The following is a 20,487-nucleotide window of genomic DNA, read 5'->3' as shown; positions in this document are numbered from 1 at the left end:
CAGGCGTTCGCGCACTTAGGAAGAGATGGTTCCCGACTCCGAACTCCGGACCGGGATTAAAAGGGAACACGGTGCGACGAGCCCGAAAGGCTGCAAATCCGTGACTGCCCCCGCAACTGTGAGCGGTGAGCAAACCTGAAAGCGCCACTGGGGAGACCCCGGGAAGGATCAGGCAAGCAATGACCCGCAAGTCAGGAGACCTGCCATTTCACCTTCAAACCTTAACCCGGGCGGGGTGCCCCGGAGGAGTGAGTGACATGGCCAATCGGCACCTGCCGGCAAAGTTGCACATTCGGTTCCTGACTGCCCCGCGAAATCGCGGAGGGCGATATGAACCGGAAATTTTCTGCTGAATTCTCAAGACTTGCCAACCTCCTGACCGAGGCTGATCCACTGGCGGCGCGCGCAGTGCGCGCGATGGTTCCGGATGGGTTGCAAAAATCTGTTGTCAGCAAGAACATTGGTAATGTAATAACATTACATGATGATTGTGCCAAACCTTCCCGATCCGGCCGTGCCCAGTGCAACGAGGAAAGCAATGCCTTTGCTTTTCCGCAGCCTGCTGTCGGTTCACTGGCAGAAGCCGTGGAGGCGCGTCATGAGCAATGATCCGCACAAGATATTTGTCTGCACGACCTGTCGTCACAATGGGCAGACTTGCCATCCCGGATATGGGCTGATCTGCAAGCTGAAGAGCGCAATGGCACAGGCAGTGCCTGTCGTTGGAGACGAATTCGAAATCAGTGGAACAGCCGACATGGAGAGCTGTTCGAGACCTTGCACGCTGGCATTCAAGGCCACCGACAAGGCGATCTACCTCTTTGGGGACATTGAGGACGATACGGACATCGACGACCTGGTCGACTACGCCAATCGGTATCGCCAGATTGAAAATGGATGCGAGGTAACCGAGGAAAGCCACGGCAAGCGCTGGAGCGCATCGCAAGGCCGGCTTCCGGCAGCGATGATCGTCTCGGAAGCAGACGGGACGGCGTTCTCATGACGGGGGTCGATCTGTTTGTCCGGGAGGTCAGCTGGAAGACGGGGCAGGGCAAAACCATTCTGCATCCGCTCAGCTTCGATCTGCCTGCCGGTGAGGTACTTGGAATTGCCGGCGCCAATGGTGCCGGCAAATCCACCCTGTTGCGGCTGCTCTATCGTTTCCTGAAACCGAAAACGGGCGAAATCCTTCTGGATGGCACGGATCTCTGGCACATCAGTGCCAGGGAGGCCGCCAAAACGATCGCCGCCGTGCTTCAGGAGCAGCCGACCGATTTTGCCTTGACCGTGCGCGAGATCGTCACACTCGGCCGGCGTCCCCATGCAACCGGTATTGCCGGCGCAGGCAAGCGGGACGCCGAGATCGTCGATGACTGTCTCGGGAAAATGGATCTGCTGTCCTATGCAAAAAGAGCCTTCGGCACATTGTCCGGGGGGGAAAGGCAACGGGTGATGGTGGCCCGGGCGCTGGCGCAAGAACCAAGGCTTCTGGTGCTGGATGAGCCGACGAACCATCTGGATATCCGTCATCAGCTCGAGATCGTCGAGCTGATTGCCGATCTGGACATTACCATTGTCACCAGCCTGCACGACCTCAACCTGGCAAGCCGTGTCTGCGACAAGGTCTTGCTGTTGCATGAGGGCCGACTGGTTGCCCAGGGAATGCCGGAGACGGTGCTGACCCCCGGCAACATTGAGCAAGCCTATTCGGTACAGGTCCGTCTGGAGCAACTGTCTGCCAGCCGCGAGCGCTACCTGACCTTCCATCTTTGAATTTCTGGAGACTTAAAATGAAAAAGATTGCCCTGAGCCTCGCGCTCACCTTTCTGTCTGTTCCGGCATTAGCGCAGACGAGCGTGGAAAGCTGCAACCGTACGGTGACCTTCGACTCGCCGCCAAAAGCAGCCGTTTCGAATGACGTCAACCTGACCGAGATGATGCTGGTACTTGGCCTGCGCGACCGCATGGTTGGTTATACCGGCATTTCAGGCTGGAAGACGCTGGACGCGGAGATGCGTGAGGGAGTTGCCGAACTTCCCGAACTCGCGTCGAAATATCCGAGCAAGGAAGTGCTGATTGGGGCCGACGCCGATTTCTTCTTCGCCGGCTGGAACTACGGCATGAAGGTGGGCGGTGAAGTGACGCCTGAAACGCTGGAGCCGTTCGGCATCAAGGTCTACGAGCTGACCGAATCCTGCATTCATATCGGAGACAAGCCGAAGGCGTCCCTGCAGGATCTCTATAACGACCTCCTCAACCTCGGAAAGATCTTCGGTGTTGAAGACACCGCCCACGATCTTGTTGCGGCCTACAAACTGGAGCTGGACCGGATCGCGGCAACGGTGCCTGCTGGTGAAGAGCCGTTGCGGGTCTTTGTCTATGACAGCGGCGAGGACAAGCCCTTCACCGCCGGACGATATGCCATGCCGACAGCGCTTATCGAGGCAGCCGGCGGCGTCAACGTGATGGACGATTTTGAAAAGAGCTGGGCGACCGTCGACTGGGAAACCGTGGTGGAAAAAGACCCGGACATGGTCGTGATCGTCAACTACGGCGAAGTGACGGCTGACCAGAAACGCGACTTCATGAAACACAATCCCGCTCTGGCCAATATTGCAGCCGTCAAGAACGACCGGTTTGTCGTGCTGGACTATGTCGAGGCAACCCCGGGGCCGCGGAACCTCAAGGCCATCGGAAAGCTCACCGAAGCGTTTTGGGGAGAGTGAGCCTTGCAGAAAATGCTTCGAACTGCCGTTGCAGGCAGAAACGACGGGCCCGCATGAGCGTGCTCACGGACAAAAGCGCTGGCCTACGCCGGTTGCGGGGGAATGGGGTATTGCTTCTGGCCGGCGTGCTGGTGCTGGCTATTTCCATTGTAGCCGCCATCGGTGCGGGTGCGGTGGCGATCCCGGGTGGTACTGTCTTCAAGATCCTGGCCAACGGTGTGATGCCGGATCTGTTCGCGATTGACTGGTCCAAGGGCCGGGAGGCTATCGTCTGGGAGATCCGGTTTCCGCGGGCGCTGCTGGCCGGGTTTGTCGGCGCTGGTCTGGCCGTTGTCGGCGCCGCTCTGCAGTCCGTCACGCGCAATCCACTGGCCGATCCGCATCTGCTCGGCATTTCGTCCGGTGCAGCGGCTGGCGCCATTCTTGCGCTGTTGCATACTGGTCTTTTCCTGGGGCTGATGACCGTTCCGCTGATGGCATTCGCCGGAGCATTGGCGGCAACTTTTCTGGTGCTCGGGGTGACGCGGTTTGCATCTGCAACCAGTGCCGACCGGCTGGTGCTGGCCGGTGTAGCCGTGTCCTTCATCATCATGGCGATCGCCAATATCCTGATTTTCCTTGGTGATCCGAGGGCAACGCATACGGTTGTCTTCTGGATGCTGGGCGGTCTCGGTCTTGCCCAGTGGGCTCAACTGCCGTTTCCGCTTGGCATTCTGCTGCTGGTGGCGCCGTATTTTCTGCTGCGGTCTGCCGATCTCAATGCGATGACCATCGGCGATGAAACAGCGTCGACGCTCGGCATTCCGGTTGCCCGGTTCCGTCTCACGGTGTTTGTGCTGGGAGCTCTGATCACCGGTGTGATGGTCGCCTTTTCAGGCATCATCGGCTTTGTCGGGCTGATGGTGCCGCATATTGCCCGCTTTCTGGTAGGGGGCAATTATAGCCGGGTTCTGCCGGCATCAATGATGCTTGGCGCAATCTTCCTGATCTGGGCGGATATCATCGCACGAACGCTCCTGTCCCCCGAGGATATGCCAATCGGCATTGTCACCGGGCTGATTGGCGGCATTTTCTTCGTGCTCCTCCTGCGCTCCCGCACGGGTCAGGCACACTAGAACCTCGCATGGTCCGCTGCCGGCCGTTCAACCGGGCCTGGTTGAACGGTCGCTGGTCAGAGCGAGGCTCAAGGTTCGTTGTGGTAGATCTCGACGGTTTCCATCAGGCAGCATTCGTATAGTGTTGCCTTATCGAGACCAAAACGGACCCACATGGACAAACTTCCCACCAATCTTGCGGAATTCACACACATCCGGATCATCATCGGCATGGTGATCGGGCTGGGTGTTGCGCGGCTGCTCAATGGCCTCGCGCGGTATGTTCAGCATCCCCAACGCGAAGAGATCTACAGCGTGCACCTTGGGTGGTCGTTGTTCATGCTTTTGTCCGTCGTTCACTTCTGGTGGTTCGAATTCGCACTTGGCCGCATTCAGGTCTGGACGTTCGAAAGCTATCTGTTCGTCATCGCCTTTGCCGCACTCTACTTTTTTATTACCGCCGTGCTTTATCCGGACAAGATGGGCGAATACGCCAGCTACAAGGATTATTTTCACGCCAGGCAGACCTGGATCTACGGCTTGCTTGCCCTGATGTTCGTGCTCGACATCGTGGACTCGCGGCTGAAGGGGATCGATTACTTCAACGATCTTGGAACCGCGTATCTGGTGCGTCAGATCGTGATGATCGTGCTGGTGCTGGCCGCGACGAGGATCCGCAAGTCCGCTTATCACATCGGTCTCGTCAGCGTTGTCCTGCTGTCGCAGATCTGGTTGATCACCAGCAACTTCAGCGTTCTGAAGTAACTGGCGTCCTCTGGCCGTTGATCGAAACCACAGTCTTAAGCCGCTGCGCCCGTCGGCCTCATCTTGCCGCGCATGAAGATGAAGATCATCACTGCCATGTTGAGGAAGTTCCAGGCGATACCGTTCAGGAACGCGGCCTGGTAGGAGCCTGTGAGGTCATAGATCCAGCCGGACAGCCAGCCCCCGAGGGCCATGCCGAGAATTGTCGCCATGATCACCAGGCCGACACGCTGTCCAGCTTCGCGGGCCGGCAGGTATTCTCGCACGATCACGGCATAGCTCGGCACGATGCCGCCCTGCGACAAGCCGAAGATGAGGGACACGAGGTAGAGTGAAGCCAGGCCGTTGAAGGGAATGAACAGGAACAGCGCGGCGCATTGCAGCACGGAACCGATCAGCAGGGTCATGACACCGCCGATCTTGTCGGCAATATATCCGGATGCCAGCCGGCTGATGACACCGGCACCGGTCATCAGTGCGATCATGTCCGCTCCGGGGGCAACGCCATAACCCAGATCGACGCAATAGGCGACGATGTGAACCTGTGGCATCGACATGGCGACGCAGCATGCAAGACCCGCGACCACGAGAAGAGCCTGCAGGACGGCAGGCGGCAGGCCGGTGTCCTGGCGACCGAAACGGGCCGTGGCCGCACCGGTGCTCAGGGATGTGTCCGGAGGAGGCCGGCGCAGCAAAAGGGCCAGCGGCACCATGGCGACAAGGCAGATGACGCCGATGAGGATATAGGTCTGGCGCCAGTCGGACGTCGCAAGGCTCCACTGGATCAGCGATGGCCAGAGCACACCGGCAAGATAGTTTCCGCAGGCGGCGCAGGCGACCGCAAAACCGCGCCGTTTCAGGAACCAGTGGGAGATGTCGGCGATCAGCGGGCCGAATGTGGCCGCGGTGCCCAGACCGATCAGCAGACCCTGCGCCAGAGAGAAGCTCCAGACATCCGGCGCAAAGGCGGCCAGAACGAAGCCGGCGCCGAGTGAAAGAGCTGAGCCGATGACGGGTATGACAATGCCGTAGCGGTCGACGACGCGGCCAAGCAGGTAGTTGCCCGCGGCAAACCCGAACATCGTCGCGGTGTAGGGCAGGGACGCTCCGGCACGATCGATCCCGAAATCCGTCTGAACTGCGGGCAGAACGATGACAACCGCCCACATGCCGGCACCACCAAGGGTGCTCAGCAAAATCGAAATCGCCAACCGGAACCAGGCGTAAGGCCCGTCCTGGACGTATGGATCGGATGCGTTGGCAATGGACATGATCGGGTACCGGGAAAGTGCAGAAACATCTGCCTAACAGGTTCGCCGATGGGGAACCAACAAATATCCTTGAACCAACCGACCACAGATTCAAATGATTGCACGAAGGCGAAAGGGACGCCTTCGTGCAAGAGCAGACGTTTAGCGGACGTCAGGCGTTCGCTTTCAGGCTTTTGGAGATGAAATCACTCAACGAGCGGGTAGGATGACCGATCAGGTCCTCCAGGGCCGTGGAAGTCGTGAAGAGCTCGCCTTGAGACGCGCCTCTGTCGGAATCAGCGAGAACATTTGCAAAGCCTTCCGGCAGACCTGCCTGGACCAGGATGCCGGCATAGGTTGCTTCTGGCAAGTTGTTGAACGGTATCTCACGGCCGGACTGGCTGGAGAGCTCTGCTGCCAGGTCGGCAAGACTGAACGCAGGTGATCCGCCAAGTTCCAGTGCTCGCGTGCTCAGGTCGCTGCCGGCAACGGTGCGGGCTGCGGCTTCTGCGTAATCTTCGCGTCCAGCGGCGGAAAACTTGCCGTCACCGCTTGCGCCCGCAACGGCACCATGGGCAAGGGCAGCCGCTACAGTGCCGCCGAAATTCTCGATGTACCAGCCGTTGCGCAGCACGGCATGGGCAATGCCGCTTTCGCGCAGCATCCGTTCCGTTTCGGCATGTTCCACACCCAGCTGGAGGCTGGACCGCGGAACGTTGAGAAGGCTGGTGTAGACGATGAAACGGACGCCGGCTGCCTTGGCTGCATCGATGACGGCCTTGTGTTGCGGCGCGCGCTTGCCGACCTCCGATCCGGAGATCAGCAGAAGACGCTCAACACCTTCCAACGCAGCCGGCAGGGTGGCGCTATCATCGTAATCTGCCTTCACCACCGAAACCTGGTCCGTGGCAAGATCGCCGGCTTTTTCCGGTGAGCGGACAAGCGCGCGAACTGGCTCGGCGGTGAGGCCGGCAAGATGTTTGAGGACAAGACGGCCCAGCTGACCATTGGCACCCGTGACTGCGATCATTGTGTTTCTCCTTGAAGGTTGATCGTTCGAAAATGCATCGGATGCTGCCCATGTAGACGGATCACTTACTTTTTGTTAGTACGTACAAAAAGGTTAGTTTTGAGATTTATCGGATCTCGGACAAAAAACTGGAAAACAGGATGAGCGATACGGCAGAAATAACCCCCAAGTGCGTGCTGAACAGCGGCGCGCCCTTGTCCGAATTGATGCAGCAGGGGGAACTGCTCAACCAGAACTGTCCATCACGCGAAATCCTGCGGCATCTGACGAGCCGTTGGGGCGTGTTGGTGCTGATTGCGCTTCTGGAAAAAGATCAGCGGTTTTCGGAACTTCGCCGCACCGTGGGCGGCGTCAGTGAAAAGATGCTGGCGCAAACGCTGCAGACATTGGAGGCCGACGGGTTCGTCAACCGGTATTCCCACCCGGTGGTGCCTCCGCATGTCGATTACAGCCTGTCCCCGATCGGCCGGGAGGCTGCAGAGAAAGTGCGAGAATTCGCTGACTGGATCGAGGTCAATATCGCCAGGATCCTGTCCGCCAAATCCGGCCACGAGGAGGCCGTGGCAGCGGAATAAGGATTTGAGGCGTTTTTCCGGCCCTTGATCGGGAGATGAACCGTCAGTGGGTATAACGGTCGACGATCTGCCAGTATCTCGGATCGCGCCACACCCTGGAGACGGCAGCCGACAGTCGGCCTCTGATCTGCGGGTCGAGATCCTTGTTGGCCGCCAGCCACTGGATGCCGTGGGTAACCGGAGCGCCGATGACGAGACTTCCCGGGTCGTATCCCTGCTGGCGGAACATGTAGCTGGCCCGAACAGACATGGTGTACCAGGCATCGATCCTGCCGGTCTTGAGCATGACGCTCATCTGTTCTGCTGATGGTATTTCCTCAACGTTGCGAACACCGAACCGCTGGAGGATCTGGCTGCGCTGGCTGCCGAGATGCACCCCGATGACCTTGCCGCTCTCAATAGCCTTTTCGAAGGTATCCAACGGCTGGTCGAGCGTTACGAATGCGCTTTCCGTATAAAGCAGGGGGGCGATGTACTGGAATTTCTCACTGCGGTTCCTGGAATAGGCAGCAGTAAAGAGAAGTGAACCGGGCGTGTTTTCAGCCAGCAGCTGCGCGCGCCTCCAGGGGGCAAAGCGGATCTTGATATCCAGGCCGGCCTCTTCTGCAACGAGCTCCATGAGCTCGACTGCAATGCCCTTCTCCTGCTCGTTGATGGAGAGAGGGGGCAGATATCCGGTGAATGCGACCAGCTCTTCTGCGGCGGCTGGTGAAGACAGGACCGGTTGGCCGGCAAGTCCCAAGCCGAGGCCGAAAACCAGCGCGCGCACGCAGGTGCAAGCAAAACTCCGTAGTACAGACAAGTCCCACCCCGATGTTCTTGAAGTTTGTGATGCTATTATTATCAGGGGTGTGTAACTGAAATCTAAAACTGGAAACTGTTCTTGAAACAGGCTTTTTAATGCATGCATTAGATCTGCCCGCCCCGAAGCTGTAGCCGAGGCGGGCAGATGAACGGTCTATTCTGACTTGGCGGGCGGCCGGCCGCCGTGAACGAAATTCATTGCATGGCCATTGAGGCAATAGCGCAAGCCTGTCGGCGGTGGCCCGTCCGGGAAGACGTGACCCAAATGCGCGTCGCAACTGCTGCAACGGATTTCGGTTCGGATCATGCCATGGGACTGGTCTTCAAGTTCCCGGATCGCATCCGGGTCGACCGCCTCGAAAAAGCTTGGCCAGCCGCAGCCGGAATCGAATTTTGTATCCGACATGAACAGCGGCGTTTCGCAACACACGCAATCGTAACGGCCGATGAGCTTGTTGTCCCAGTAGGGACCGGTGAAAGGGCGCTCGGTGCCGGATTGGCGGGTCACATAGAACTGCTCGGGTGTAAGCTGCTCCATCCATTCGGCGGTGGTCTTCCTGATGGGGGGAGATGCTTTTTCGTGGCGGGTGGTTTCGTCGCTCATTCGGCATTCCTTATTTGATGTTTTTCCCAGAAATAGGGGCGTGCACAGGTTGCTGCAAGCCGGAGCAGATAACGGTTTCGTCAATCGTCACCTGCGGAGCCAGGCCGTGTTTCATCCGTTCATGGATAGGAAGGTGCTCTTGATTGTCGCCGTGAAAGGTCCGGGGTTAGCGAGCCAGGTGGCTTAAGGACGTCTTCACCCGGTTACCGCCTTCCTGTCTCGCCTGAAAAACGCAGTTTTCGGCAGCGGCGAGGAGAAATTCCGAGCTTTCCGAGACCCCCGTCTGTTCCACGACCGCGCAAGCCGCACCGACGGAGGCCGTCATGACGCCATTGCCGGCGGCATTTTCCGGGTTGGGAATGCCAAGGTCCTGAATGGCTACGTGCAGATACGCGCTGATAGTCTCGGCGCCCATTTCGTGAGTTCTTGGAAGGAGGAGAGAAAATTCCGCCGTTGCCGTTCGTGCGGCGATATCTGCCGGACGGCGCGCGGTTTCCTTCAGGGTATCGGCTACCCTGGTCAGGCAATCCTCGGCAGCGCTCGGTCCGAACCGCTCCACCAGAGCTTCGAAACGATCGAGAGACACCTTGATCAGACTGGTGTGGGTCTTTTCACGCAAGGCGATTGCCCATTCCCGTTTCAGGCCATCCTCGAAGGCACGGCGGTTGAGAAGTCCGGTGAGCGGATCCGTCTGGGTTGCCGCATCCAGCAGGCTTTCCAGTTCCTTGCGTTTGGAAATGCTGCGGAAATAGACCGCGAATGCGTAAGGCTTGCCGGCGGCATCTTCCAGAAGATGCGTGGTCACCTCCGCCCAGACCATCGGGCCGAAGGCGGAACGGAGCTGAAGATCTGCATGGGGAAGGGGGGCGTCGGCATCGCCGCTGCCGGAAAGGATCCGGTGCAGAAGATCTGCATCGGTGTTCGGGCTGGCCAGATAGACCAGGTCGCTCAGGTGATCGACCAGTTTGTCAGCACTCCATCCGAACATGCGCTCGGTTGCAGGAGAGATGAAAGCGGGCGTGCCGTCCAGTCCGATCAAAACAATGGCTTCATTGCCAAGTTTGACGAGCGTTTCAAAGTCGATGTTGGACGGGCGGAGCAGCTCCGTTCCCGAAGGCGTATCCCTATTACTACCCAACACCATCTTCTGTGCCTCGCTCGAATTCCGTGGCAACGCATTCCCGAATTGAAACTGAACGGTATTCACGCTTTGAAATCAAGTGGCAAGCTGCCTTTCTTGGGTGCAGACGGAGGTGGTTTGACCCGAGTGTGAATGTTGTCGGGTGTATTGCGGGCGCGGATACCTCAAGTTTCGGCCGTGATACGTTTTCAGCACAGAATAAATCTGTGAGATCCCCACTTGTCAGTCCTGCCCCTGACAAAAGCGCTCATGTGACGCGGGTGAATTTACCGAAAATCGACAGACATACGCTTGAACACGTAAATTCAACTGCCTAAGACATGTCATAACCCATCGGGACCGTTATTATCCGGCGGATCGGGGCTGATTCGAGCAGGCCCGTTTCCGTCGTTTCTTTAAAAACCGTGACGAAAGATCAGCATGACGCCAGCCTTGATCGACGACACCACTCTCTATGCCGTCCTCGCGCCCTTTGCTGCGGCTGTGGTTGCGCCTTTTCTGACCCGCTGGTTCAAGCACAATGCGGCCTGGCTGCTTGCTATCGTGCCGGCCTTGATCTTCCTGCATTTCACAGGGTTCGTCGAACCCGTGTCAAAAGGGGAAAGCTTCGTTGCGGCAAAGGCCTGGGCGCCCAGCTATGGTGTGAACTTTTCCGTCTATGTCGACGGATTGTCGACGCTGTTCGCCTTGCTGATTTCAGGCATCGGAACGTTCATCATCCTGTATGCCGGCGGCTATCTCAAAGGCCACCCGCAGCAGGGCCGGTTCTTCTCGTTCCTGTTGATGTTCATGGGGTCGATGCTCGGTCTCGTGCTCGGCAACAACCTGATTTCCCTGTTTATCTTCTGGGAACTGACGTCGATCACGTCCTTCCTGCTGATCGGCTTCGATCACCTGCGCGCCGCGTCCCGCCGGGCCGCGCTGCAGGCGCTCGTGGTCACGGGCGGCGGCGGCCTGGCCCTGCTGGCCGGTTTCATCCTGATCATCTCCGCCACGGGCGAAATCGAGATGTCGGTGCTGCTGGCCTCCCCGGACATCATCAAGGATACCACGCTCTACGTGCCGATCTTCTTCCTGGTTCTGGGCGGCGCCTTCACCAAGTCGGCGCAGTTTCCGTTCCATTTCTGGCTTCCCAACGCCATGGAAGCGCCGACACCTGTTTCCGCCTATCTGCATTCGGCAACCATGGTGAAGGCCGGCGTCTATCTGTTGATGCGCATGCATCCGCTGCTGGGTGGAACAGAACTCTGGACAACGGTCCTGCCGCTGTTCGGTGGCATAACACTGCTGGTGGGCACGATCCTGGCGGTGCGCCAGACCGACCTGAAGCTGATGCTTGCCTACACGACCGTGGCATCGCTCGGGCTCCTTGTCATGTTGACCGGGACCAGCCAGGAAAAGGCGCTCGAAGGTGCTGTCCTTTATCTTCTCGCGCACTCCCTGTTCAAGGGCGCGCTCTTCATGGTCGCCGGTACGATCGATCACGAAGCCGGTACGCGTGACATCACGAAACTGGGCGGCTTGCGTTCGGCCATGCCGATCACGTTTGCAGCTGCCTGTCTTGCGGCGCTGTCCATGGCCGGCCTGCCGCCTTTCATCGGCTTCATTGCCAAGGAAGTACTTTACTACGGCACCTGGGGCTGGCTGGAACTCGGTTTGCCCATCACCATCACTGCTGTCATCGGCAATGCCTTGATGCTGGTGATTGCAGCCGCGGTTGCCATCAAGCCCTTCCTCGGTCCGAAAGTGGAAACGCCGAAACATGCGCACGAGGGACCTGTTCTGCTGTTCGCAGGTCCGGTGTTCCTGTCGGTGACCGGCCTCGGGCTGGCCCTGATTGCACATACGACTGGTGAACTGTTCATCGGGCCGACCCTGTCTTCACTTCTCGGCAAGACGACGCAAATCGAACTTCATCTGTTGCCGACGTCGATCAACGCGCCGCTGCTGCTGTCGCTGGTTACCATCGGTCTCGGGATTGCTCTGTTTACCCAGATCGACCGCCTGCGCGGGCTGATCGGCTCTGTCCTGACAACGATCGGTTGGGGACCGGACAAGGGGTTCGACCAGTTCGTGGCCGGTATTGTCGGATTGTCCTGGCGGATCACGCGCCTGCTGCAGTCGGGCAAGATGCAGACCTACATGATGCTGACCTTCATCTTCACGGGCGCTGCGGTGTTGTTGCCGGGCTTCCTGACGGACAGCCTGCCGGCGATGCCGAAGATGCCCGACTATCGTTTCTATGAATGGGGCATCCTGCTGATCGCCTTCTTCGGGTTGATCGCCGTACTTGTCGCCAACACCCGCCTGACAGCCATCGTGTCACTCGGCATCCAGGGCTTTGCGGTCGCCTTGATCTTCATGATGTTCGGCGCGCCGGATCTGTCCTTCACCCAGTTCATGGTGGAGACGCTGTCGGTCGTCATCCTTGCTCTGGTCATGACTAGACTGAACCTGTCGCCCAGTGACCACCGGCATGGTCTTGCCGCGATTGTCACCGGGATCGTCGCGATCGGTGTCGGTCTCGGCCTGACGCTGACGCTGCTTGCAATCACGCAGCAGCCCTTCGACAGCCGGTTGTCCGACTTCTTCGCCCAGTTCAGCCGCTCCATTGCCCATGGCCGGAATATCGTCAACGTGATCATCGTCGACTTCCGCGGTTTTGATACGCTGGGTGAAATCGCCGTGGTGGTTCTGGCCGGGCTTTGTGTTCTGGCGCTCATCCGGGTGCGGACGAAGCCTGAAAAGCCGATCGAGAAACCGAAGACGGTCGCACCGCCCACACCGGCCCAGACTGGGGAGGCTCACTGATGCGTACGATCATCTTCCGCACCATTGCGCCCTATCTGTCCGCGCTGATGGTGCTGTTTTCGATCTTCGTGCTGCTGCGCGGCCATAACGAGCCGGGTGGTGGGTTTATCGGCGGCCTGATTGCCGCATCGGCGTTGGCGATTTTTGGTATCGCCTGCGGTGTTGCTTCCGTTCGCCGCGCCATCGTGTTCCACCCGATGGGGGTATCCGGTTTCGGACTGTTCCTGGCGGCTGTGGCAGGCATCCCGTCGATATTCAAGGCGCAGGCCTTCATGACCAGCCAGTGGCTGGAGGTACATGTTTTCGGCGTGGAGATCGCCTTGTCGACGCCGTTGTTCTTCGACATTGGCGTTTACCTGGTGGTGGTGGGTGCCATCGGCTCCATTGCATTGGCGCTTGAAGAAAGGGAGGCCGACTGATGGAAACCGGCGTTGTCATCCTGATTGGCCTGTTCTTCACCGTGGCCGTCTACCTGATGCTGTCCAAGCAGCTTGTGCGCATTCTTCTGGGTATCGCCATTCTGGGCAATGCCGTGAACATGCTCATCTTCACCAACGGGCGCCTGACGCGCGAGGTTCCGCCGCTCATTCCGGAACATCTCTATGCTCCGGAAACCGCGACGGCCAATCCGCTGCCGCAGGCGCTGGTGCTGACGGCTATCGTCATTTCCTTCTCGTTCTTTGCGTTCCTGCTGGTGCTGGCCTTCCGGGCCTACCAGGAACTTGGCACCGATGAAGTCAACGAAATGCGCATCGCCGAACCCGAACACGACCAAACTCCGCCGCAAGGGTACTAAGCTACATGGCCGGTTCTTCCGTTTCCGTCGATCTTTCCCAGGCCATGGTCACTACGCCCGTTGCGGCGGGTGACTGGCTGGTGGTCGCGCCTTCGCTGATCACTATCCTGGGCGGTGCGCTGTGCCTGATGCTGCGCAAGAACACCGATCTGCAGCCGAAAGTCGGCATCGGTTTTCTGGCGCTGCTGGTGCTGGCTAACCTTGCCCTGCTGATCCGGGTGCTCGATCATGGTGTCATCACCATGGTGATGGGCAGCTGGCTGCCGCCGTTCGGCATTGCCTTCACAGTGGATACGCTTGGTGTGACGCTGTCACTGATCGGCTCAATCGTGGCCTTCTGTGCGGGTGTTTTCGGCGCTGCCACCGTTGACAGCACAGGACGCAGATATGGTTTTTATCCATTCCTGCTACTGCTGATGACAGGTGTTTGCGGCGCGTTCCTGACCGGGGATGTGTTCAACCTCTATGTCTGGTTCGAAGTTCTGCTGATTTCGTCCTACGGACTTCTGGTCCTCGGCAACGACAGGATCCAGCTTGACGGCGCGGTCAAATACGGTGTCCTGAACCTGATCGGCACGAACCTTTTCCTGATCGCGACAGGTCTGCTTTACGGAATTTTCGGAACGCTCAACATGGCGGACCTCGCCATGAAGGTTGCCGCCCTGGAAAATCCGGCTTCCGGCACACTGGCAACGGTTGCCGCGCTCTATTTCCTCGCCTTTGCCATGAAAGCGGCCGCGTTCCCGGTCAATTTCTGGCTGCCTGCGTCCTACCACACGCCCAACGTGGTGGTGTCGGCGGTATTTGCAGGCCTTCTGACCAAGGTCGGCGTTTATGCGCTGATCCGCATCTTTGTTCTGATCCTGCCGGCCTCCCGCGGCTATATGGCCGATGTGATCGCGCTGGTTGCCATCGCCACCCTGCTGACAGGGGCGATCGGAGCTCTGGCGCAGAGTGAAGTGCGGCGGCTGCTCGGCTATGTGGTCATTGCCGGTATCGGGTCGATGCTCGCCGGTGTTGCCGTTGGTTCGACGCTGGCAGTCTCGGGTGCCATTTTCTACGCGGTCCATTCGATCATCGTCATGACGGCACTTTATATGGCAGCGGGCATCATGAACATGATGGGCGGTTCCTACGACCTGAGGCAGCTGGGTGGGCTCTATCAAAAGAGTGCGGTGTTCGCAGCCGTGTTCCTGGTACTTGGTTTTGCCGTTTCGGGTCTGCCACCATTCTCCGGTTTCTGGCCCAAGGTCATTCTTGTGGATGCGGCCTTCGCAGACGGCCGGACCTGGCTGGGCGCTGCCATTCTTGTCAGCGGGTTCCTGACAACCATGGCGATGGGCCGGGTCTGGATCTTCGCCTTCTGGCGCGGTGGACCTGAAGGCACTACTGACGGGCAGGCCGTTGCCGTGACGGGCGAGGGCGGCGCGCAACTTTCCGGAGCCGCAGTCTGGTTGCCACTCGGCATACTGACTGCGCTTGTTGTCTATTTCGGCCTGCAGCCGGAATGGATGCTGGAGCTTTCAATGCGAGGGGCAAGCGGCATTGTTGAACCGCTCGGCTACCTGCGTTCAGTCTTTGGGGGCCAGGGATGACCAGTCTCTTTCTCATCAACATTCTTCTGATGCTGGCTTGGGGAGCTGTCACGGGCAGCTTCTCTGAAGTCAATCTGGCCTTCGGTTTCGTGCTCAGTTTCGGCGCGCTTTACCTGATCCGGGAACAGGTCGGTACTGCCGCCTATTTCCAGCGGGTTTCCAAGGGCTTCGGTCTGGCTGTGCTCTTCGTCTATGAACTGGTGCTGTCGGCCTGGCGCGTTGCGATCATCGTGCTCAAGCCGAAGATCAAGTTGCAGCCGGGCATCATCGCGTTTCCGCTGACAGTGGACAGGGATTTCGAAATCACGATGCTGGCCAATCTGATCACCCTGACGCCGGGCACATTGTCCGTTGATGTCTCCGACGACCGGAAGACGCTTTATGTGCACTGTATCGACGTGCCTGACCCGCAAGCCACGATCGACGACATCAAGAACGGTTTTGAACGCAAGATCCTGGAGGTGTTCAGATGACACCGTTTGAGACCTTTTCTTCCGGTTTCCTGGAAATCAGCGTCAAGATCGCGCTGGCTCTGCTGACGATTTCCTTCATCATCATCGTCGTGCGGACGGTCAAGGGACCGAGTCTTCCGGACCGTGTTGTCGCCCTGGACATGCTGGTCGCGGTGGGGATCGGCTTTATCGCGGCCATCGGCGTTTCCACCGGCTTTTATCTTTACATCGACATTGCGATTACGCTCGGCCTCGTCGGCTTCCTGGCAACCGTCGCTTTCGCACGCTTCGTCCTGAACCGCGGCCTTGCCGGCGACAAGACGATCATGGACGAAGTCGAAGAGAGCATTAAGCGCAGGGAGGCGGGACAATGAATGCTGCCGTTGAAATCATCACCGGTATCATGCTGGTCGTCGGTGCTTCCTTCGCACTGGTCGCATCGATCGGTATCATCCGTCTGAAAGATGTTTACATGCGAATGCATGCGGCCTCCAAGGCGGGTACTCTGGGGTCGGGTGTGATGTTGCTTGCGCTGGCAGTTCATGCTGGCGATCTGGCCGTTGTCACACGGGCAATCGCCGGAGTCGTATTCTTCCTGCTCACCGCCCCAATTTCGGCTCATTTGTTGGCAAAAGCTGCATACGCAGCCGGCTACCGTCCCTGTGCCGATACCAAGGAAGATGCCCTTGCAAAAACTGTCCGGCCGAAAAGCTGAGGCATGGTGTGCGGCAATGGTCCTGAAAGACAGATTTCCTGACAATACTATCGGTTCATTGTCGAAATAGGTGCGTTAGGTATAGCCAATATTTGTACAATTTGATTTTTATTGCTTCTGATCGATTTTTATTTGAATTACGGGGTTGTCGTTCAACGAAAGCGGCGATATAAGGCTGTGACGATTGCCTGCAAAGTAGAATCGTTTTTGATTTCTGGGCCCGCAAGTAACTGAATTTCTAGTTCCGCTTTCGGCAGACATTTTTTGCAGGTAAACCACAAAGCTAATTTTGAAATCAGTAGAGAACGGGTGAAATATGACTGACAGTCCGGTGGATGCGAATCTGATTGATCTTACGGCAGACATCGTCTCAGCCTATGTGAGCAACAACACCGTTGCGTCAACAGATCTGCCAGGCCTGATCAACGAAGTTTACGGCGCGCTGCAGAGAACTGCCAGCACTTCCACCGAGCCGGAGCCGGAGCCGCTGAAGCCCGCCGTGCCGGTGAAGAAGTCGGTCATGCCGGACTACATCATCTGCCTGGAAGACGGCAAGAAGTTCAAGTCGCTGAAGCGCCACCTGCGCACGCACTACAACATGACCCCGGAAGAGTACCGCGAGAAGTGGGACCTGGGTGCCGATTACCCGATGGTTGCACCGAACTATGCGGCTGCCCGTTCGGAACTGGCCAAGAAGATGGGCCTCGGCCAGCAGCGCAAGCGCTCCAAGTAAATCCTTCGGCCCAGGTCGAGTACAAAAGAGCTGCCCATGGGCAGCTCTTTTTTTGTTTTGTGATGGAGATCTTCAGCTGATTGCGGATGGCGCTCGGTGTGAGCGCAACTGATGCGCTTGCCGAAAGAACAGAGTGATCAAATTGAAGGGCTCTCAGGCTGCTGCCAGAGCTCCTTGCGCGTCGCTGCGGATGCGTCCGACCATCGATTTGAGACCGTTGGAGCGCTGCGGCGTCAGGTGCTCCTGCAGACCCAGTTTGGCAAAAATACCTTCGACGTCGGTGTCAAGAATGTCCTGCGCGGTCTTGCCACTGAACAAAGAGGTGACGATGGCCACGAGCCCTTGCACGATAAGCGCATCGCTGTCACCCCGGAAGCTGAGCACAGGTGTGCCGTCGCCTGTCTTGTCGATGGTGGTGATCAGCCAGACCTGCGACACACAACCGCGCACCTTGTTGGCATCGGTCTTTTCGGTGTCGGCAAGATCAGGCATCTCCTTGCCAAGGTCGATGAGGTATTTGTAGCGATCTTCCCAGTCGTCGAGAAAATCAAACGTCTCAAGGATTTCGCTCAAGGTTGTGGTCATGGCACCGGTCTTTGAAGGTCTTGTCCGCCTCCATATAACTCGTGAGCGGCAAAGTGCAAATGCCGGCAGGTGCGAGAGAGGGGGGAGAATAAAGATACGCCGCAGATGAAATGGGCAGCTTTCCATCTGCGGCGCAGCGGAACAATCCGCTGAAGTGAAGCCGTCTTTGCGTTGCTGCCGTGCAGCAGCGCTCCAGCGGGGGCGCAATCGGTCGTTTTCTGATCCAGGAGGTCGTAGGATCTTGAACGACCAGTGTGCTCAGGTCTTTTGGCCTGAGCGTGGTTTGGGCCGTGGCACCGGCCCAAGCACTGCCTCTTTGGAAGAGACGTTATCAAAGACCGGCTGCCAAGATGGTGTGCCGGCGAAAACCTGGGGTTCCTGGCCAGAAGGCTGGCCGGACGTCGTGCCAGCACTCGGTACGGGCGTCGAGCCGGTCACCAGCTGTTCGCTTCCCGATTTCTCGGCAATCTGCGTGTCGAGAAACTCATAGACAATCCGAGCGCCGTCGCGTGCGCGGCTGCCGATTGCCGTCAGTGCATCGCCTCCCGTTTCGCAGGCCTGCGGATTGCGTCCGCAAAAGCCGCCGATGTCCGACATCGTTGCCTGTGCCGCCAGGAAGGCCGACACCGGATCGATGTTTTCCGTCGAAGTGTCTTCCTGATCTGACCCGAGGGGAATCAGGACGAGCACCAAGGTGAGCCAAAAGGCTGTCCTCAAGAGAAAGAACATGTCGCTACCCATAGTCTGTTCTGTCTTGCGTGCCTTTGTGCCGTTGGCACGCTTGTTATGAGGACACATTACCAGCGACATGAGAATCCCCGGTTGAGCGGGAAAAGCGAATTTTCATAAAATAAATCAGGTATTTAAATCGTATTTTCTGAAATATTGATTCAAATTTTAGCTAATTCCGGTCAAGATATTGAGGCCAATGGGTTTTTCGGAAAAAAAACGCAATTTGGATTCATCCTTTATCGTTCCTTAAGTGCTGCAACCGACAATGGCCGTACAAAAGGTGCGAGCGGATATTTTCGCGATTGTTGTGTGGTAGAGTAGATTGCGTAACCTTCTGAAAAACATGCAAAATATCTGGGGGCATTGGGTGGCTCGCGTGGATGGAATGATTCATCCCGAAGCTGCTTCCGATCCTTTTCTTGCACCGTTGCATCGTTCGTTTCTGCTCAGCTGTTTCGTCAGCGGCGCTGCGGCTCTGGTGGTACTGCCTCTGCATCTGGCGCTGGCCGGACCGCCTCAGGCAGCCACTCTTCTCGCGCTCGCCTGGATGCTGAGCCAATGGCCTCTGGCGCTTTATCTGTCCCAGTCGGGGGCGCTGTCCAAGGCTGCCGGTCTTTCTGCTTCCCTGTTCGCGGTGTTTGTTGCCGGTGTCTGCGCGGTTACCGGAGGTGCGCTGTCCTTTGCGCTGGCTTGGTTGCTGGTGCCGCCGATGGAGGCTGCGCTCGCAGCAAGTCGGCGGACGGCACTCGCCGTGACGGGGCTTTGCGGTGCCCTGGTCCTTGCCCTGATGTTTGTTCCGCTGCCAGTCCTTCCGGCTTCCGGATTTCCAGGGCTGGCAACGCCGTTTGCGACCCTGGCGGCTCTGCTTTATGTCGGTTTGCTGTCTCTGCGCATCGCGCTTGACCGGTCTCTTGCGCAAAAAGTTGTGAGGGCAACGGAGGAAAGACGCCTCCAGATCAGTCAGAGTGTCTCCGACATCTATTGTGAACTCGGGCCTGACGGTGGCCTCAAGGTCATTGGCGGCCCGGTGAAGGATGTGCTTGGGCACCTGCCGGTGGAAAGCGGGGAGGACTGGCTGTTTCCGCGCCTTCACGTTGCAGACCGGCCGCTTTATCTGACCTGTCTTTCCGAAGCCCGTTTGAGTGGCGCCACAAGAACCTTCGAGGCACGTTTGAGGGTTGGCGCAAATCGTCCGGGAGAAGCAGGGCAGGCCGACTACCGGCGTCTGGAAGTACAACTGCGTGCCAGCCGGCAGAACAGCCCGTCTTCTGCAAACGGTGCGGCACTTCTGCTGACGCTTCGTCCTCTTGAACCCATCGAGCCGTCGGCAGGCAAGACCGCGGGATCCGCCACAGATGGAAGCGCACGCGCGGACCGTATTTCGCGGGACATGCTTGAAACGGCGGGCGTTGAAGCTTCGCAGGCGCTGTCGGACATTCTGGCGCAATTCGAACGTCTTGAGCGCCTGGGGCGTGATACCTCCGATCCTGTGCTCAAGTTGGCGGTACAGTCCCTGCGGCAAACCGGCGAACGGGGTCTGGCCTCGCTCACTGCGGCTCTGGATCTGGTTCCGGCCGACAGATCTCCCGGCGAACCGGAGATTACCGGTGTTGATGTCGAAGCCTGTCTGGTTCAATGCATGGACATGGTCGCAAGGGTGGCCGTGCGTCGCGGTGTTGCTCTGGAAATGGAGCCCGGCCAGGACAGTCCGCTGGTTGCTGCCGACAGAAAATTGCTGCGGCAGGCACTGTGTTTCCTGTTGGTGGATATGGTGGAAACTTCCGAGGCTGGTGCCGTGGTGAGCGTTGGTGTCGTTCTCGGTACAGGCTACACCGACTATGTGTTTTCGGTGAAGAACCGCCAGTCCAGCCTTTGCTGGAGTGCCGAGGCCGCGGCAACCGTGCTGGGCGTTTCAAGGGCGCTTCTGGAGCGCATGGGCGGCAGCCTGACTGTTCAGACCATTCTGGGGCAGGGGGAAAGCGTGACTGTGACCCTGCCGCTTCGGACGCAAGCGCAGCAGAGCGCCGGTCGGACCGGCGAGGTGCTCCGTGTCGAGCAATTGGCAAGATCGGCATAGGC

At 58.4% G+C, this 20,487-nt stretch carries 23 protein-coding genes and 1 riboswitch; of the genes, 16 read left to right on the top strand and 7 right to left on the bottom strand.

Annotated features, from left to right (window positions below; all coding sequences use genetic code 11):
* The first annotated feature begins 9 nt into the window (after positions 1 to 9).
* Positions 10 to 222, top strand: a riboswitch (cobalamin riboswitch).
* A gap of 108 nt (positions 223 to 330) precedes the next feature.
* The 6 genes from ACVDG9_RS15160 to ACVDG9_RS15135 all read left to right on the top strand — a co-directional run bounded on the left by ACVDG9_RS15160 (position 331) and on the right by ACVDG9_RS15135 (position 4,585).
* Entirely contained in the window at positions 331 to 609 is a 279-nt protein-coding gene (locus ACVDG9_RS15160; RefSeq protein ID WP_447238366.1) for a hypothetical protein, read from the top strand.
* Positions 599 to 1,003, top strand: coding sequence for a DUF1636 family protein (locus ACVDG9_RS15155; protein ID WP_031269287.1), 405 nt, complete (start codon positions 599 to 601; stop codon positions 1,001 to 1,003). The genes ACVDG9_RS15160 and ACVDG9_RS15155 overlap by 11 nt, the downstream gene beginning before the upstream one ends.
* Complete coding sequence (locus ACVDG9_RS15150) at positions 1,000 to 1,773, top strand: ABC transporter ATP-binding protein (protein WP_055654925.1); 774 nt, start codon at positions 1,000 to 1,002, stop codon at positions 1,771 to 1,773. Before ACVDG9_RS15155 ends, ACVDG9_RS15150 begins: the two co-directional genes overlap by 4 nt.
* A gap of 17 nt (positions 1,774 to 1,790) precedes the next feature.
* A complete protein-coding gene (locus tag ACVDG9_RS15145) occupies positions 1,791 to 2,726 on the top strand; it encodes an ABC transporter substrate-binding protein (protein WP_447238365.1) in 936 nt (311 codons plus the stop codon).
* 53 nt (positions 2,727 to 2,779) lie between these two features.
* Complete coding sequence (locus ACVDG9_RS15140; protein ID WP_229004167.1) at positions 2,780 to 3,841, top strand: FecCD family ABC transporter permease; 1,062 nt, start codon at positions 2,780 to 2,782, stop codon at positions 3,839 to 3,841.
* A gap of 153 nt (positions 3,842 to 3,994) precedes the next feature.
* Positions 3,995 to 4,585 (top strand): hypothetical protein, encoded by a 591-nt coding sequence (locus tag ACVDG9_RS15135; protein WP_023000998.1) that lies wholly within the window; start codon positions 3,995 to 3,997, stop codon positions 4,583 to 4,585.
* Between the two features lie 35 nt (positions 4,586 to 4,620).
* On the opposite strand, the gene ACVDG9_RS15130 is transcribed toward ACVDG9_RS15135, so the two are convergent.
* Both ACVDG9_RS15130 and ACVDG9_RS15125 read right to left on the bottom strand, forming a co-directional pair.
* Positions 4,621 to 5,856 carry an MFS transporter gene (locus ACVDG9_RS15130; protein WP_289808728.1) on the bottom strand — a complete coding sequence of 412 codons (1,236 nt, stop codon included), beginning with the start codon at positions 5,854 to 5,856 and terminating at the stop codon, positions 4,621 to 4,623.
* 151 nt (positions 5,857 to 6,007) lie between these two features.
* Positions 6,008 to 6,865 (bottom strand): SDR family oxidoreductase, encoded by an 858-nt coding sequence (locus tag ACVDG9_RS15125; RefSeq protein ID WP_447238364.1) that lies wholly within the window; start codon positions 6,863 to 6,865, stop codon positions 6,008 to 6,010.
* A 140-nt stretch (positions 6,866 to 7,005) separates the two neighbouring features.
* Here ACVDG9_RS15125 and ACVDG9_RS15120 point away from each other — a divergent pair, with 140 nt between their 5' ends.
* A complete protein-coding gene (locus tag ACVDG9_RS15120) occupies positions 7,006 to 7,440 on the top strand; it encodes a winged helix-turn-helix transcriptional regulator (RefSeq protein ID WP_023001001.1) in 435 nt (144 codons plus the stop codon).
* Between the two features lie 43 nt (positions 7,441 to 7,483).
* On the opposite strand, the gene ACVDG9_RS15115 is transcribed toward ACVDG9_RS15120, so the two are convergent.
* The 3 genes from ACVDG9_RS15115 to ACVDG9_RS15105 form a co-directional block, all read right to left on the bottom strand.
* Entirely contained in the window at positions 7,484 to 8,242 is a 759-nt protein-coding gene (locus ACVDG9_RS15115) for a substrate-binding periplasmic protein (protein ID WP_208984195.1), read from the bottom strand.
* A 156-nt stretch (positions 8,243 to 8,398) separates the two neighbouring features.
* Positions 8,399 to 8,848 (bottom strand): peptide-methionine (R)-S-oxide reductase MsrB, encoded by a 450-nt coding sequence (gene msrB, locus ACVDG9_RS15110; protein WP_062488456.1) that lies wholly within the window; start codon positions 8,846 to 8,848, stop codon positions 8,399 to 8,401.
* A gap of 166 nt (positions 8,849 to 9,014) precedes the next feature.
* Positions 9,015 to 9,992, bottom strand: a complete 978-nt coding sequence (locus ACVDG9_RS15105; protein ID WP_447238363.1) for a GGDEF domain-containing protein — start codon at positions 9,990 to 9,992, stop codon at positions 9,015 to 9,017.
* A gap of 417 nt (positions 9,993 to 10,409) precedes the next feature.
* Here ACVDG9_RS15105 and ACVDG9_RS15100 point away from each other — a divergent pair, with 417 nt between their 5' ends.
* The 8 genes from ACVDG9_RS15100 to ACVDG9_RS15065 all read left to right on the top strand — a co-directional run bounded on the left by ACVDG9_RS15100 (position 10,410) and on the right by ACVDG9_RS15065 (position 17,091).
* Complete coding sequence (locus tag ACVDG9_RS15100) at positions 10,410 to 12,800, top strand: putative monovalent cation/H+ antiporter subunit A (protein WP_062488457.1); 2,391 nt, start codon at positions 10,410 to 10,412, stop codon at positions 12,798 to 12,800.
* Positions 12,800 to 13,219 carry a Na(+)/H(+) antiporter subunit B gene (locus ACVDG9_RS15095; protein ID WP_023001006.1) on the top strand — a complete coding sequence of 140 codons (420 nt, stop codon included), beginning with the start codon at positions 12,800 to 12,802 and terminating at the stop codon, positions 13,217 to 13,219. The genes ACVDG9_RS15100 and ACVDG9_RS15095 overlap by 1 nt, the downstream gene beginning before the upstream one ends.
* Complete coding sequence (locus ACVDG9_RS15090) at positions 13,219 to 13,596, top strand: Na+/H+ antiporter subunit C (protein WP_023001007.1); 378 nt, start codon at positions 13,219 to 13,221, stop codon at positions 13,594 to 13,596. The genes ACVDG9_RS15095 and ACVDG9_RS15090 overlap by 1 nt, the downstream gene beginning before the upstream one ends.
* A gap of 5 nt (positions 13,597 to 13,601) precedes the next feature.
* The gene (locus ACVDG9_RS15085) at positions 13,602 to 15,191 is read left to right on the top strand and encodes a Na+/H+ antiporter subunit D (RefSeq protein WP_447238362.1); all 1,590 of its coding nucleotides are present in this window, start codon (positions 13,602 to 13,604) and stop codon (positions 15,189 to 15,191) included.
* Positions 15,188 to 15,664 carry a Na+/H+ antiporter subunit E gene (locus tag ACVDG9_RS15080; RefSeq protein WP_023001009.1) on the top strand — a complete coding sequence of 159 codons (477 nt, stop codon included), beginning with the start codon at positions 15,188 to 15,190 and terminating at the stop codon, positions 15,662 to 15,664. Before ACVDG9_RS15085 ends, ACVDG9_RS15080 begins: the two co-directional genes overlap by 4 nt.
* On the top strand, positions 15,661 to 16,017 hold the full coding sequence (locus tag ACVDG9_RS15075) for a cation:proton antiporter (RefSeq protein ID WP_023001010.1): 357 nt from the start codon (positions 15,661 to 15,663) through the stop codon (positions 16,015 to 16,017). The genes ACVDG9_RS15080 and ACVDG9_RS15075 overlap by 4 nt, the downstream gene beginning before the upstream one ends.
* Positions 16,014 to 16,358, top strand: coding sequence for a monovalent cation/H(+) antiporter subunit G (gene mnhG, locus ACVDG9_RS15070; RefSeq protein WP_023001011.1), 345 nt, complete (start codon positions 16,014 to 16,016; stop codon positions 16,356 to 16,358). The genes ACVDG9_RS15075 and mnhG overlap by 4 nt, the downstream gene beginning before the upstream one ends.
* A gap of 316 nt (positions 16,359 to 16,674) precedes the next feature.
* A complete protein-coding gene (locus ACVDG9_RS15065; protein WP_006939826.1) occupies positions 16,675 to 17,091 on the top strand; it encodes a Ros/MucR family transcriptional regulator in 417 nt (138 codons plus the stop codon).
* Positions 17,092 to 17,244: 153 nt separating this feature from the next.
* Here the strand turns inward: ACVDG9_RS15065 and ACVDG9_RS15060 are convergent, their stop codons facing one another.
* Both ACVDG9_RS15060 and ACVDG9_RS15055 read right to left on the bottom strand, forming a co-directional pair.
* Positions 17,245 to 17,676 carry a SufE family protein gene (locus ACVDG9_RS15060; RefSeq protein WP_447238361.1) on the bottom strand — a complete coding sequence of 144 codons (432 nt, stop codon included), beginning with the start codon at positions 17,674 to 17,676 and terminating at the stop codon, positions 17,245 to 17,247.
* A 258-nt stretch (positions 17,677 to 17,934) separates the two neighbouring features.
* Positions 17,935 to 18,486 carry a DUF5330 domain-containing protein gene (locus ACVDG9_RS15055; RefSeq protein ID WP_081713271.1) on the bottom strand — a complete coding sequence of 184 codons (552 nt, stop codon included), beginning with the start codon at positions 18,484 to 18,486 and terminating at the stop codon, positions 17,935 to 17,937.
* 298 nt (positions 18,487 to 18,784) lie between these two features.
* Here ACVDG9_RS15055 and ACVDG9_RS15050 point away from each other — a divergent pair, with 298 nt between their 5' ends.
* On the top strand, positions 18,785 to 20,485 hold the full coding sequence (locus ACVDG9_RS15050) for an ATP-binding protein (RefSeq protein WP_447238360.1): 1,701 nt from the start codon (positions 18,785 to 18,787) through the stop codon (positions 20,483 to 20,485).
* The last annotated feature ends 2 nt before the right edge of the window (positions 20,486 to 20,487 follow it).

This window comes from Roseibium sp. RP-7 (genome assembly GCF_053005225.1).
The sequence above is the reverse complement of the archived record's forward strand: the minus strand, read 5'-3'. Positions and strand labels throughout refer to the sequence as shown.